Origin of the sequence: Streptosporangium sp. NPDC002544, assembly GCF_040295965.1 — a bacterium.
Taxonomy (GTDB): Bacteria; Actinomycetota; Actinomycetes; order Streptosporangiales; family Streptosporangiaceae; genus Streptosporangium.
This window is the reverse complement of sequence record NZ_JBEOWJ010000022.1, coordinates 20087-33813: the sequence shown is the minus strand read 5'-3', so window position 1 is coordinate 33813 and position 13727 is coordinate 20087. Positions and strand designations below refer to the sequence as shown.

At 69.8% G+C, this 13727-nt stretch carries 12 protein-coding genes; 5 read left to right on the top strand and 7 right to left on the bottom strand.

Annotation, left to right across the window (positions count from 1 at the left end):
• Positions 1-106: 106 nt before the first annotated feature.
• From pyrH to ABT061_RS29510, 4 genes are all read right to left on the bottom strand, one after another.
• Positions 107-802 carry a UMP kinase gene (pyrH, locus tag ABT061_RS29525; RefSeq protein ID WP_350924039.1) on the bottom strand — a complete coding sequence of 232 codons (696 nt, stop codon included), beginning with the start codon at positions 800-802 and terminating at the stop codon, positions 107-109.
• A 122-nt stretch (positions 803-924) separates the two neighbouring features.
• Positions 925-1758, bottom strand: coding sequence for a translation elongation factor Ts (tsf, locus tag ABT061_RS29520; RefSeq protein WP_350924037.1), 834 nt, complete (start codon positions 1756-1758; stop codon positions 925-927).
• 108 nt (positions 1759-1866) lie between these two features.
• Positions 1867-2772 carry a 30S ribosomal protein S2 gene (gene rpsB / locus ABT061_RS29515; RefSeq protein WP_350924035.1) on the bottom strand — a complete coding sequence of 302 codons (906 nt, stop codon included), beginning with the start codon at positions 2770-2772 and terminating at the stop codon, positions 1867-1869.
• A gap of 228 nt (positions 2773-3000) precedes the next feature.
• Positions 3001-3609: an ArsR/SmtB family transcription factor gene (locus tag ABT061_RS29510; RefSeq protein WP_350924033.1), complete on the bottom strand. Its 609-nt coding sequence runs from the start codon at positions 3607-3609 to the stop codon at positions 3001-3003.
• A 103-nt stretch (positions 3610-3712) separates the two neighbouring features.
• Here ABT061_RS29510 and ABT061_RS29505 point away from each other — a divergent pair, with 103 nt between their 5' ends.
• Positions 3713-4960, top strand: a complete 1248-nt coding sequence (locus ABT061_RS29505) for an MFS transporter (RefSeq protein WP_350924031.1) — start codon at positions 3713-3715, stop codon at positions 4958-4960.
• A gap of 23 nt (positions 4961-4983) precedes the next feature.
• Here ABT061_RS29505 and ABT061_RS29500 read toward each other — a convergent pair whose 3' ends face one another.
• Positions 4984-6336 (bottom strand): CoA transferase, encoded by a 1353-nt coding sequence (locus ABT061_RS29500; RefSeq protein WP_350924029.1) that lies wholly within the window; start codon positions 6334-6336, stop codon positions 4984-4986.
• Between the two features lie 86 nt (positions 6337-6422).
• Here ABT061_RS29500 and ABT061_RS29495 point away from each other — a divergent pair, with 86 nt between their 5' ends.
• Entirely contained in the window at positions 6423-7055 is a 633-nt protein-coding gene (locus ABT061_RS29495) for a murein hydrolase activator EnvC family protein (protein ID WP_350924027.1), read from the top strand.
• A 93-nt stretch (positions 7056-7148) separates the two neighbouring features.
• On the opposite strand, the gene dprA is transcribed toward ABT061_RS29495, so the two are convergent.
• Both dprA and ABT061_RS29485 read right to left on the bottom strand, forming a co-directional pair.
• A complete protein-coding gene (gene dprA / locus ABT061_RS29490; RefSeq protein WP_350924025.1) occupies positions 7149-8477 on the bottom strand; it encodes a DNA-processing protein DprA in 1329 nt (442 codons plus the stop codon).
• Positions 8474-9133, bottom strand: a complete 660-nt coding sequence (locus ABT061_RS29485; protein WP_350924287.1) for an ATP-binding protein — start codon at positions 9131-9133, stop codon at positions 8474-8476. The genes dprA and ABT061_RS29485 overlap by 4 nt, the downstream gene beginning before the upstream one ends.
• Positions 9134-9212: 79 nt before the next feature.
• Between ABT061_RS29485 and ABT061_RS29480 the strand changes: the two genes are divergently transcribed.
• The 3 genes from ABT061_RS29480 to ABT061_RS29470 are packed head-to-tail and all read left to right on the top strand — an operon-like array spanning position 9213 to position 13587.
• A complete protein-coding gene (locus ABT061_RS29480; protein WP_350924023.1) occupies positions 9213-10391 on the top strand; it encodes a tyrosine-type recombinase/integrase in 1179 nt (392 codons plus the stop codon).
• On the top strand, positions 10388-12997 hold the full coding sequence (locus tag ABT061_RS29475) for a tyrosine-type recombinase/integrase (RefSeq protein ID WP_350924021.1): 2610 nt from the start codon (positions 10388-10390) through the stop codon (positions 12995-12997). The genes ABT061_RS29480 and ABT061_RS29475 overlap by 4 nt, the downstream gene beginning before the upstream one ends.
• A complete protein-coding gene (locus ABT061_RS29470) occupies positions 12994-13587 on the top strand; it encodes a DUF6262 family protein (RefSeq protein WP_350924019.1) in 594 nt (197 codons plus the stop codon). Before ABT061_RS29475 ends, ABT061_RS29470 begins: the two co-directional genes overlap by 4 nt.
• The last annotated feature ends 140 nt before the right edge of the window (positions 13588-13727 follow it).

Sequence of the window (13727 nt, the reverse complement as noted above, 5' to 3'; positions counted from 1 at the left end):
TACGTCGGGCTCGCTCCCTGTCTCCTGGTCACTCACCACTCCTCACTCACTTCGCGGCACGCACCTACCTCACGCACCACTCCGCTCGCTACGTCGGGCTCGTTCCCTAACGTGCCGGACTTACCAGCGTGCCGATCTTCTCACCGCGCACGGCCCGCAGGATGTTGCCCTCACCCATGAGGTCGAAGACCACGATGGGAAGGTTGTTGTCCATGCACAGACTGATGGCGGTGGCGTCCATGACCCCCAGTCCGCGGGTCAGCACCTCACCATATTCGAGGTGGTCGAACCGGACGGCATCGGGGTTCTTACGAGGGTCGGCGTCGTAGACGCCGTCCACCTGGGTGCCCTTGAGCAGAGCCTCGGCACCGATCTCCAGCGCTCGCTGCGCGGCGCAGGTGTCGGTGGAGAAGAACGGCGAGCCGAGCCCCGCCCCGAAGATGACCACTCGGCCCTTCTCCAGGTGACGGATGGCACGGCGGGGCAGGAACGGCTCGGCGACCTGCTGCATGGTGATGGCCGTCTGGACGCGGGTGTCGACACCCCGCTTCTCCAGGAAGTCCTGGAGGGCCAGGCAGTTGATGACCGTACCGAGCATGCCCATGTAGTCGGCCCTCGCCCGGTCCATGCCGCGCTCGGAGAGGGCGGCACCCCGGAACATGTTGCCGCCGCCCACGACCACCGAGACCTGGACGCCACCTCGGACGGCCTCGGCGATCGAGTCCGCGAGGTGACCCACGACCGCCGGGTCGATGCCCAGCGGCTCGCCACCGGCGAACGCCTCGCCGGACAGCTTCAACATCACCCGCTTCCAGCGAAGCGGATCCGAGTACGAAGAAACCGCCGACGTGGCGGGTCCTGGATTCTCCTGCACGGCGGCGGCCTCCTCGTTTGGTGCTCTGCGTAAAGAGCGGGTGTCTGGAATTAGGCCTGGCCAACCTTGAAGCGGACGAAGGCCTGGACCTTGACACCATTCTCGTCCGCGAACTTCGCGACGGACTTCTTGTTGTCCTTGACGAAGGACTGCTCAAGAAGGGTGAAGTCCTTGTACCAGCCGTTGATGCGACCATCGACGATCTTGCCGATGGCTGCCTCGGGCTTGCCCTCCTCGCGGGTCATCTCCTCGAAGAGCGCGCGCTCCTTCTCGATGACGTCGGCCGGGACCTCGGCGGGGCTGAGGTACTTCGGGGCCATCGCGGCGGCGTGCTGCGCGATGTCCTTGGCGACACCGGCGTTCGGGGTGTCGAGCTGCACGAGCACGCCGACCGCCGGGGGAAGCTGGGGGTCGGTCTTGTGCATGTAGGAGCCGATGAAACCGCCCTCGAGCACGGCGAACCGGCGGATCTCGATCTTCTCGCCGAGCGCGGCGTTGGCCTCGTCGAGGTGCGTCTTGACGCTCTTGCCGTCGAGCTCGGACTCGAGCAGCGAGGGCACGTCGGTCGGCCTGGAAGCCAGGACGTGCTTGACCACCTGGGCCGCGAGCTCCTGGAAACGCTCGCCCTTGGCGACGAAGTCGGTCTCGCAGTTGAGCTCCAGCAGCGCGGCGGCGGAGTCGCTGTCCTGCTCCAGGGCGACCAGGCCGTTGGAGGCGGTGCGCGCCTCACGCTTGCCGACGTCCTTGGCACCCTTGAGACGGAGGAGCTCGACCGCGCGGTCGAAGTCGCCCTCGGACTCCTCAAGAGCCTTCTTGCAGTCCATCATGCCGGCGGCGGTCAGCTCACGAAGCCGCTTGACGTCGGCCATGTTCACGGAAGCCATTGTCTTTTCCTCGTGGGAATCGTCGTGGATCGGGTGGGTGCCCCCGACTGAGCGGCACCCACCCGGAAGGGTCTTGCGGGTCGTACGGCCAGGCCGTACGGAGATGACCTAGGCCTGCTTCTCGTCGGTCTCGGCCTCGGCGGTCTCGGCGGAAGCCTCCGCGGCCTCGGTCTCGGCAGGGGCCTCCACGACCTCGGCCTCGGCCTCGGCGGCCGGGGCGCTCTCGGCGCCACCGGCCAGCAGCTCCTGCTCCCACTCGGCCAGCGGCTCGGCGCCACCGGCGACGGCCGGCTTGTCGTCGCCACCACGGCCCGCACCGGCGCGGGCCATCAGACCGGCGGCGACGGCGTCGGCGACGACGCGGGTCAGCAGGCCGACGGCGCGGATGGCGTCGTCGTTACCCGGGATCGGGTAGTCGACCTCGTCGGGGTCACAGTTGGTGTCGAGGATGGCCACGACCGGGATGTGAAGCTTGCGAGCCTCGCTGATCCCGATGTGCTCCTTCTTGGTGTCGACGACCCACACGGCGCTGGGAATCCGGGACATGTCCCGGATGCCGCCGAGGGTGCGCTCGAGCTTCTCCTTCTCACGACGGCGCATGAGGAGCTCCTTCTTCGTGAGCCCCGAGGCGGCCACGTTGTCGAAGTCGAGCTCCTCCAGCTCCTTCAGGCGCTGGAGCCTCTTGTGCACGGTGGAGAAGTTGGTGAGCATGCCACCCAGCCAGCGCTGGTTGACGTACGGCATGCCGACGCGGGCGGCCTGCTCGGCGATGGCCTCCTGGGCCTGCTTCTTCGTGCCGATGAACATGATCGTGCCGCCGTGCGCGACGGTCTCCTTGACGAAGTCGTAGGCCCTGTCGATGAAGGCCAGCGACTTCTGCAGGTCGATGATGTAGATGCCGTTACGCTCGGTGAAGATGAAGCGCTTCATCTTCGGGTTCCAGCGACGGGTCTGGTGGCCGAAGTGCACGCCGCTTTCGAGCAGCTGTCGCATGGTGACGACGGGGGTGGACATTGATTGTCCTCCAGATCGGGGCGCCCATCTCTGGGCGCTGTTCTCGGTTGGCCGCGACAACCTGCGGCTGTCGCCCTGATGCCCCGAACCGGATCCAGCCGGGCTCTCACCCGGACCGAGGGATCTTGGCTCTTGACGGGGCATGCGAAGTCGGCCCATGACGAATGGGCCACCAAAAATTGTACCCGTAACCGGGCCTCTCCCTGACCTTCGGTCGTCAAGCGCCCCTTACGCGTCACGGGGGAGGCCGTGTGGCCGGCGTCGGACCCGGGGAAAGAGGTTGATCTGCGCCTCGGCGATCCGGGCCCCGGACGGAGCGTCCGCCCGGTCTCTGACGGTGGTCTTGTAGGGGGCGAGCAGCTCATCGATCCGCTCGTTCAGCCGCTTCAGCTCATCGGCGTCGACCAGCAGGACGGCGCGGTTGAACACCGCGGCCCCGCGCCACTCCCGGGACTCCCGCTCCATGTTCTCCATGGCCCGGGTCACCTCGTCCGCCGCCTGGTCCCGTAGGGCCTTGATCAGGAACTCCTTGGCGCTGCGCACGTCCGGGCCGTCCTCCGGATCGGGAGTGACGCTCAGGCCCACGGAACTGGAGCGCCACAGCCGCTCCCTGCCGTCGCCGCGCGCGGGCGCGTCCTCGACGAAGCCGTACTTGGCGAGCATGCGCAGGTGGTAGCTGGCCGCGCTCGGCGTGACCCCGACGACCTCGGCGACCTCGGTCGCGGTGCAGGGCCCCTCGGCGTGGAGCCGGTTGAGGATCGCGAGCCGCGCGGGGTGGGCCAGCGCGCGCATCGCCGTGGGATCGGTGAGGGACCTGTGCTTCCGTACCTCGGTCATGTGCAGACCGTACCCATTCCAAATATGAAACATTGCCTTCATAACTATGAAGGACTACCTTCACAATTATGAAGCATTCCCTTCGCAGTTTCCGGAGGACGACGTGACCTCCGTGTTCCAGCCGGTGCCGCTCAGGAGGCAGCGCGACTACCGGCTCCTGCTCTCCGCCCGTGCCGTCACCGAGACCGGCGCCGAGGTCTCCCGGCTGGCGGTGCCGCTGACCGCCGCCGTCCTGCTCGGCGCCTCCCCCGTCCAGATGGGCATGCTCACCGCCGCGACCTCGCTGCCCTACCTGCTGATCGGGCTCCAGGCGGGTGCCCTCGCCGACCGGCTGAGGCGGCACCGGCCGGTCATGATCGCCTGCGACCTGATCTCGGCCGCCACCATGGCCACCATCCCGGCGGCCTGGATCATCGGGCTGCTGACCGTGCCATGGCTGATCACGGTGGCCTTCGTGGTCGGCACCTGCTCAGTGATCTTCAGGACGGTCAACTTCCCGCACCTGGCCACCGTGGTCCACGAGAGCCAGCGGACCGAGGCGCTCGCGGGTTTCCAGTCGGCCTTCGCCGTGGCGAGCGTCGGCGGCCCCGGCCTCGCCGGGCTGCTCGTCCAGCTGATCACCGCGCCGTTCGCGATCCTGGTCAACGCGGCGTCCTTCCTGCTCTCGGCGTTCCTGATCCGGGGGATCAACACGCCGGAGACCCACACCCCCGCTCCCCCGCGCGGCATCTGGGCCGAGATCCGTGAGGGCCTGGACACCGTGGCCCGGCACCCGGCGCTCCGCGCGCTCTGCGGCAGTGGGGCGACGATCAACTTCTTCGGCGGCGTGTACATGGCGCTGTTCGTGATCTACGCGCTCAACGTGCTCGACCTGCCCGGGGGCCTGGTCGGCGCGATCACCGCCTGTTTCGGCATCGGCGGCCTGCTCGGTGCCGCCGTGGTGCCGCGCCTGACCAGACGGTTCGGTGAGAACCGGATGCTGGTCTGCGCCACCCTGCTCTTCCCGGTCGACTACGCGGTCACGGCGCTCGCCGACGGCCCGGTGTGGCGCAGCTTCCTGCTCATGTCCGCCAGCGCGATGACCTCCGGCATGGCCGTCGTGGCCTTCGCCGTCTGCATGGGCGCCATCACCCTGCGCGAGGCCCCAGCCGAGCTGCGCGGCCGGGTCAACGCCACCACGTCCTTCGTGGTCCAGGGCGTCGTCACCCTCGGCAGCCTGACCGGCGGCCTGCTCGGCGAACTGCTGGGACTTCGCCCGGTGCTGTGGATCTCCGCGGCCGGGGTGCTGACCACGCTCGCCTGGATCGGCCTCTCTCCGCTCCGCCACTCCGCCGGCACTTCGACACGGTGATCGCGATGCCCCGCGCGGCCACCTCACCACCAGGCGGGCGGGTGCTCGCCGTTCTCCGGAGGCGGGCTCGACCAGTACGGCGAGACGCCACCGACGGTGCCGGGGGGCCGGAGATAGGTCAGGCGGCCGAAGGCGCTGTCCATCTCCTCGATCAGATCGGTGACGTCCGGCTCCGGGGTGGCCGCGCCGTCGATCCGGCCGAGGCCGTCCAGCCATCGCGCGGTCCCCGCCAGGGAGAGCTCAACCCTCCAGGAGCCTCCCTCGGCGGACCGGCGGAGCAGGGCGGCCATCGCCCCGAAAGCGGCCAGGTAGCCGGTGGCGTGGTCGAGGACCTGGGCGGGAAGCGGATGCGGCCGCGATCCGTCACCGCCCTCGTGCGCGATGCCGCACGCCATCTGCACCAGGCTGTCGAACCCGCGCCGGAGCGCCCACGGCCCACGTCCCCCGTACGCCGAGACGTCCACGCAGACGATCCCCGGCCTGATCGCCGCCAGTTCCCCGGGGCCGAACCCCAGCGATTGGAGAGCCCCCGGCCGGTAGGACTGCACGAGCACGTCCGCCCCGGCCACCAGGTCGCGCAGCGCGGCGCTCCCGGCCGTCGTCCTCAGGTCGAGGTGACAGGACCGCTTGCCGAACGCGGTGCCGATCACCAGCCCCGGCACCTCGGGAAGGTGCCCGGCGCCCACCCTGAGCACCTGGGCGCCGTGGGCCGCCAGCGTGCGTGTCGCCACCGGCCCCGCGATCACCCTGGTCAGGTCGAGCACCCGAACCCCGTCCAGCGGCCGCCCTTCTCCCCTCCTCGGGGCACGGGTCCGCCCACCGCCGGAGTCTCCGAACCGGGTCAGGCCGACGAGCGGCGACCTGGCGACCTGGCGGGCCTGGGGGTGCTCGCCCCATTCGGCACGGCTGCGCATGGCCGCGGCGCATCCTCCCGCGGCCGTCACCGACTCCTCGACCTCGACGGCGGCCCGGCCGGCGCAGGCGCGCACGACGGCGTCCCTGCCCGCGGCCGGGGGAAGCCCCAGCGCCGCGAGAGCCGCGTCCCGGTGGTGGTCGAAGTTACCGTGCAACCGGACCCAGCCGTCGGCGGCGCGGTAGTCACCCGAGAGGGGGGCCCACAGCTCCCCGGCGACTCCGTCGATCCTGAAGTGACGCTCGTCCCTGAAGGCCGCTGCCGCCTCCCGTACGTCCACCGCCGCCTCACGTCCGCCTCCCCCGAGCGCCGCGGCCGCCGCGGTGGCGGCTCCGACGGCGACGGCGGCGGCGGCGCCCACCCGGAAGACGGAAGGCAGCACCGGATCATCCCCGGTCACCCGTACCGGCGGCAGCTCGACCCCCACCTCGGCCGCCAGCTCGCGAATACGTTCTTCGGCCACGCGATCCCTCCACATCCTCGGCCGCCTATCCACAGAATCCAGTTCGGCCCATACCCGACGCACCACTGGTCCGCATGCTCACAGGCATGAGCCCCTTCTCCGCCATCGGACTGCGAGCCGTGCTCTGCTCGCTGATCCTGGCCACTCCGGCAGCCGGCGCCCACCACGCGACCCCCCTCGCATCCCCCGGCGGAGAAACCGGCGGAGCAACCGGCCGCGAGGCCACGCTCGGCATGGCGGGGGCGACGCGTCCGGGCGAGGCGCCCGCCCCCTCTCCACTCTGGGGATGGCCGCTCGCCGGGCGACCACGGGTGCTCAGGGGGTTCGCGCCACCGGCGCAGCCGTGGCTGGCCGGCCACAGGGGCACCGACCTCGCCGCGTCGCCCGGAGCCGAGGTGCGTGCCGCGGGAGCCGGAACGGTCGGCTACGCGGGCCCGCTCGCGGACCGTGGAGTGGTGACCGTGCTCCACTCCGGCGGCCTGCGGACGACCTACCTGCCCGTCCAGCCCTCGGTGGGACGCGGGCGGGCGGTGGCCACCGGCGAGGTGATCGGCGTCCTCCAGGACGTCCCCGGGCACTGCCCCACCGCCTGCCTGCACTGGGGGCTGCTCCGCGACCGCGCCTATCTCGACCCCCTGCTCCTCCTCGGTCACGGCCAGGTCCGCCTGCTCCCACTGTGGCCCGGCCGGGATCTCGCCGGCCGTCCCGCGCAGCGGTGATCGCCGATGGGCACGCCGGTGCTCGTCCCTGACGGATGCCGAGGCGGCCTTTTCCCCGGGCAGGCCTCCCGCCCTCCCTGCCCGGGGAAAAGGCTATCCGCCGAAAGGGCGATCGGCGCGGAGACGCCAGCCCTGAGAGACACGCTCGACGTAGCCCGCGGCGGCCAGGCCGCCGAGGCAGGAGAGCACGGTCTCCAGGTCGACGCCCGCGGCGACGGCTATCGTCGCCGGACCCATGCCGATCCGGGTGGGCATGGCCTCGACGACCTTCCTGCTCTCCGGGTCGAGCCGGTCACGGGGGAGCACCGGCCCGCGCGTCTCTGGGGCCAGGTCGGTGCCCATCGTTCCGGCGAGCTCGATCACCTCCTCGGCACCGGTGACGCAGATGGCTTTGCCCTGGCGGATCAGCCGATGGCACCCCGCCGAAGCATCCGAGGTCACCGGGCCCGGCACCGCGGCCAGCTGCCGGTTGAGCGCGACCGCGTGCCCGGCGGTGTTGAGCGCCCCGCTGCGCACGGCGGCCTCGACGACCACGGTGCTCCGTGACAGGGCCGCGATGAGACGGTTCCTGACCAGAAACCTCGGCCGGGTCGGGTGCGCGCCCATGGGACATTCGCTGACCAGCACCCCCTGCGCCCGAACGGCCGCGAACAGCTGCTGGTGCGCGCTGGGATAGGCGACGTCGGCGCCACAGGCGAGCACGACGACCGTCGGTGCCTCGCCGGCGAGCGCACCGCGATGGGCGGCACCGTCGATGCCGTAGGCGCCGCCGGAGACGACCCCCCATCCCCTCTCGCTCAGCCCCGCCCCGAGCTCCGCCGCCACGTGCGTGCCGTATGGCGTGGCGGCCCGGGAACCGACGACCGCGACGGACCTGAGGCAGGAGAATCGCAGGTCGGCGTCGCCGTGCAGCCAGAGCGCATGGGGCCGGGAGTCTCCCAGGTCATCCAGCTGGCTCGGCCACTCGGCGTCGCCGGGAATCACCAGCCTGGCGCCTATCCGCTCGCCCTCGGCCAGATCACGCTCGGGGTCGGCCGTCTTCAGCCGGGCCGCCCAGGACGCGACCATCCGGTCGAACCTGCCCGCGAGCCGCCCGTCCCACCCGGCCCTCCTGCCACCGCCCGCCCCTGAGGCGCCGGCTGAGGCACCATCGGACGCGCCGGCCCCTCCCCCACGCCGGTCCGGGCCCCTGTCGTACAGATTCCCGCCGTACGGACCGGAGCCCCCGTCGCGGGGACCGGGGCCTCCAGCCGGGCGACCGTGGGTGTCGGCGAACCATCGGGTGAAATCCGCGTCCGCGGCGCCCTCCCGGACCAGGGCGACGGCGGCCTGTGGACCGCGTAGGGCGACGAGCGCGCCCATCGCGGTGTCACCCGGCTCTGCCAGGCGCGTCAGGGTGAGCCGCGCGAGCCTGTCGTTCAACGTTCCTCCCCCAGCCACAGCCCGAGGGCGGAGTTGGTCTCGTGCGGCTCCGGCCGGTCCTTGCCGGCGAGATCGGCCAGGGTCCAGGCCAGTTTGATGATCCGGTCAAGACCCCGGGCGCTCAGCAGGCCGCTGTCGAGATGCCGGAGCAGCGGTGACATCGCCGCGGGCGGCGGCCGGTATTCGGCATGGAGGGCGCGGGCGGGCATCTCCGCGTTGCAGCGCCACGGCGTGTTCGCGAACCGCTTGGCGGCGCGCTCACGGGCGAGCAGCACCCGCTCCGCCACCACCCTGCTGGGCTCGATGAAGCGGCGGTCGGCGAGGAGTTCGCGCCGGGTCGACCTGAAGAGGCTGACCTTGACGTCCACCCGGTCGAGCAGCGGGCCGGAGAGCCTGGCGAGATAGCGGCGGCGGGCGGCGGGAGCGCACACGCACGGATCCTTGGGGGTGGCGGGCCGCGCGCACGGGCACCTGTTGGCCGCCAGCACCAGCGCGAACCTGGCGGGAAAGGTCACCGCCCCCAGCGCCCTGGAGACCGTCACCCGGCCCGATTCGAGCGGCTGCCTGAGCGCGTCGAGAACGGTCGTCGAGAACTCGGGGGCCTCATCGAGTTTTCCGGCCTGTGAGAGTGCTGTTCGTGATGTCCGTTGAGGCAGTGACCTGGGACATCACGACCTCGTTTGCCGACCGACGTCGTTATGTTCGCGATGTCAGCGCAGTCGGCATGGAGGTCATGTGGCACAGAGACTGGCGATGGGGCAGCTCAGGGTTCAGAAGGTGCGGCATCGAGACGGCAGCCGTTCGTACACCATCTTCGACTCGACGAGCGGGCTTCATCCGGCAGCGGAGCGGTACCTCGCTCTGTTCGCGGGCAGGGGCTCGGACCGGACGTATGCGTATCTGCTCGTCGACCACCTGCGGTGGCTGGAGTACGAGGGGCTGACGCCTGAGACCGTGGGCTTCCGCGATCTTCAGCGGTATATGAAGGCGGTCGGGGCGAAAGTCTCGATGCCCTACGGATCTCCGTGGCGGGTGGGCAAGCGCCCGTATCAAAACGATGCTCTGCGGGGTGCCGCAGCCTGCCTGAAGGGCTTCTACCTGCGGCAGGCCGAGCTGGGCGTGAACACGGCACTCGCTGAGGCCCTGGCTCTTGAGCGGCTGCCGACGCAGCGGGATAAGGACCGTGCTCTGCTGGGCCACCTCAAGCGGAGCATGGACGCGAACCCGCTCGCGCCGAAGGAACTGCGGCGCCGGCACAAGAAGATGCTGCCGGACGGAGCTCGTGAGGTCCTGCTGGAGGAGGTGAACTCGGCCCGCGACCGCATGACCGTGGAGTGGCTGAGCGACGGCGGCCTCCGGATCGGCGAGTTCTGCGGTCTCCACCTCGCCGACCTGCACCTTCGCGAGAACGCCTCCTGCGGCGAGTGCCGCACCCCGCACGCGCATGTCTGCCACCGCGACGGGCTGGTAACCGACGCCCGCGCGAAGACGAAGTGGCCTTGGGAGTTCGAGGGCGGAGTGATCCGGGGCGGGCTGATCAAGCGGGTCAGCCCGGCGATGATCCACACCTACTTCGACTACATGATGAGCGAGTACCCGCGCGGCGCCGCCCACGGGATGCTGCTGGTCCAGCAGCACGGGCCCGACAAGGGACTGCCCTGGGCACCCGAGGGCGCCCGCAAGATGCTCAAGCGGGCCGGCTTCCGCGCCGGCCTCGGCCTGATCCGCCCGCACATGTTCCGCCACACCTGGGCCAATGCCGTGCTGGATGCCGCGGACGGCAACCTCGTCATCGTCCGGGACGCCGGCGGCTGGGCCTCGACCCAGACGATCGATGAGATCTACGCGCATGTCGATGTCAACGACCCGGCCTTCAACTCGGCCCTGCTGACAGCGTGGGGTGAGATGCAGTGAACGACACCTTGCTGCCGCTGCACACCATCGTCGATAGGGTCCGGCGCCGGGAGACACGCGACCGCTTGGAGGTGCTGACCGCTCTACTCGGCGGCCCGCACGTCGAGCCGCTCTTTCGCGAGGCACTGATCCATGTCCCCGCCGAGCACCCGGTCTTCGGATGGCTCTGCCGGGTGGAGGAGTGCCACCACTCCCGCAGCAACGACCACGATCTTTGCCACCCCCACAGGATGGAGTGGGCACGCGGCCTCCAGGCCAACCCGCAACTGACGCGCCGCGAGTTCCTGCGCGAGGCGAAGCCCTTGAAATTCTACGGCCGCGCGGGCGAGCCCCCGGTCTGCCGGATCTGTCTGGTCCGCCCGGCCCGCCACCACGGTCTCGAGCTGTGTCTGGCCCACCACGGCCGCTGGAAGAAAGCCTTCGCCGCGCAGCCCACTTTGGCCTTGGAGGACTGGCTCGCGACGCAAACCGAGCCGTTCCACAGCTACGGCGACTGCATCGTCTCCTCCTGCCAATCCCTGGCCAGCAGCCCGCTCGGGCTTTGCCGGGTCCACGAGATCCGCTACGACACCGAGGGCCGCCCCGGTGATGCTCTGCGGCCGCCGAGGTGGTTCAACCGCTACGAGAAGATCGGCCGCCCGGTTCCGATTCTCTACGGGGATAAGGCCGTGTTCCTGCAGTGGTGCAAGACCACACACCCCGTCTCGCGGGCCGGCACGATCAATCTTCAGGGGTTGCCGCCGCTGGTGAGAGCCGAGCTGCAGTGGACGCTGTTCGCACATACCCAGCGAGCCGCCCATACCTACTGGCCCACCTGGTGGATCCAGCAGGTGGTGAACCTGGTCCGCGAACGCCGCGTCGGCTCGCTGACCGAGCTCGCCGAGGAACGCAGCCAGCTCGATTCCCGCAAGCGCTTCATCCTGCACGAGGCCCTGACCGAGCTGCGGATCGTCTACTTCACCATGGAGGAGACCAAGGAGGCTGGCTACATCGAGACCGAGCACTTCGGGGTCAAATTCCCCCACCGGCACAGCAACTGGGACCTCACCGACGTTCCCCAGCGATGGTTGCGTGACCTGCTCTGGGAGCATCTCGCCAACCGGCTGCGATCCTCGAAGGGCCCCCGCAGCACCGGCCCGCTTGACAACGACCGGCGCTCCTGCGTCGAACTTGGTGCCTTCCTGGAGATCACAGCCCCCGAGGGCGGACACAATCCGCGACTGCTGGAGGCAGAGCATATGGAGCGGTTCGTCGCTGACCACAACCGACGGATCCGCGAGAACCTGCCCGCCCTGGGCGTCCGCAGTCATATGGGGAAGCCGAGCACGGTCACCGAGAACACCGGCCGCTTCGTCTTCAACCACGCTCGGGTGATCTTGCGCTTCGCTTTGGACAGCGGGCTGGCCGAGGAGATCGGACTGTCGAGGAAGTTCATCGTCGCGCTGCCGACCGGCGGAGCGCCGACCGTCAAGGCCCGGCGCCCGTTCCCCGACCCGGTCGCCCGAGCCTTGGCCGACCAGTCGAACATGGAGATGCTGGCGGACCGCTACGACCCGAACAACCACGGGCTCCGCGATGCCTGGGAGGCCCTGGTGTTCACCGGCCGCCGCGCGAACGAGGTGCTGAAGCTGCGGTTGGACTGCATCACGATCCACCGCCGCGTTCCGTTTCTCTGGCACGACCAGACCAAGGTCGGCAACTTCGACGAGGCGATCCGCATCCCTGAAAACCTCTACCTGCGGCTGCAGAAACGCCAGCAGATCACTCTCGAGAAATTCGAGGACCGTCACGGCCGGCCGCCCACCTCGAAAGAACGGGCCGAGCTGGCCCTGTTTCCTTCCCGCAGCCGCAACCCGAAGGGCACGGTTTCGATTTCCTACACCTTCTTCCACACCGGCTTCAGCGGCTGGCTCGAAGACCTCGACATCGGCGCCTGGGTCCCCCATCAGGCACGTCACACCCTGGCCACCAATCTCCTCAAGCACGGCGCCGGCCTGCATCACATCAAGAAGTACCTTGGCCAGGTCTCTCAGCGGATGGCGGAGCATTACGCGAAGGTTGCCTCCTCGGAACTTGACCAGGTCCTGGAGCGGGTCTGGGTCGGTGGCCCGGGCTCGGCCAACCCCGGTCAGCTCCTCGTCTCCCCGGCCGAGGGCATGACGAAGGCCGACGCCGAGGCGATGGCCCTGGACCTGGCCCGCCGCAGCACACCGGCCGAAGGCGGCTTTTGCACCTTCCAGCCGGTGGTCCGCGGGGACGCCTGCCCCTGGAACATGGACTGCCACAACTGCGACAAGTTCGTCATGTCCGGCGCCGACCTCCTCTACTGGCGCCGCAAGGCCGAACAGTGGCGGACCCTCGCTGAACGCGCCCCCGACGACGCGACTGCCGACTACCTGCACCAGGTCTTCGAGCCCACCGCCCACGCGATCGACGGCCTGGAGAAGGCCCTGGCCGCCCTTGGCCTGCTCGAAGAGGCGCTCGCGCTAGACCTGCGACGTCCTCAGGACTACTTCCATCGGCTCTGGAGCCTCGCCTTCAGGGCCAGCGACCTGGCCGATGAGCACGACGACGACACCAGCGACTTGCCGGAGATGACCGAATGACCGCCCCAACCATTCCCGCCGCCCGGACCTCCCGAGCCCTGGAGGTCCGGCGGCAGAAGACGGCAGCCGGTCTGGACCGGATCAAGGACGTCCTGGACCAGATGATCAAAACCAGGGCGCCCATCACAATGGCCGCGGTCGCGCGGACCGCAGACGTCTCGCGCACGTTCCTTTATGAGCATGCCGGCGCCCGAGCTCTGGTGGATGAGGCAGTGAGCCAGGCCGCCGGCCGGCGCGTCCAGGATCGCCAGGCCGTCCAGGACGAACTCGAAGCGTCCTGGCGCGAGCGGGCCCTGAACACCGAGGCCGCCCTCAAGACCGCTCACGCCGAGATCCTCGCCCAGCGCGAGCAGATCGCCGAGCTGATCGGGCAGGTCCGTGACCTGCGGAGCGAATGGTCCCAAGAAGACATCGCCCGGATCATCACCGACAACGGGAACCTGAAGAGGCAAGTCCGTGAGCTGACGGCCGAGGGCAGGTCCTTGACCGGGAAACTGTCCGCCGCCCGCGACAACGTCCGCTTTGCCGACAAACGCATCGCTGACCTCGAAGTCCAGCTCACCGAGCAAAGCCACTCCGCAACGTCCTGAGGGACACGAGGGACAGATTTCCCGACCATCTGACCGATCTCTATGCCCAGGGGGCCCAGCGCTTCGCGCTGGGCCCCCTGGGCGCGCGGCAAGCACCACGCCGATCACTCATCCGAGCGACCACCCACGTTCAGGGGCTT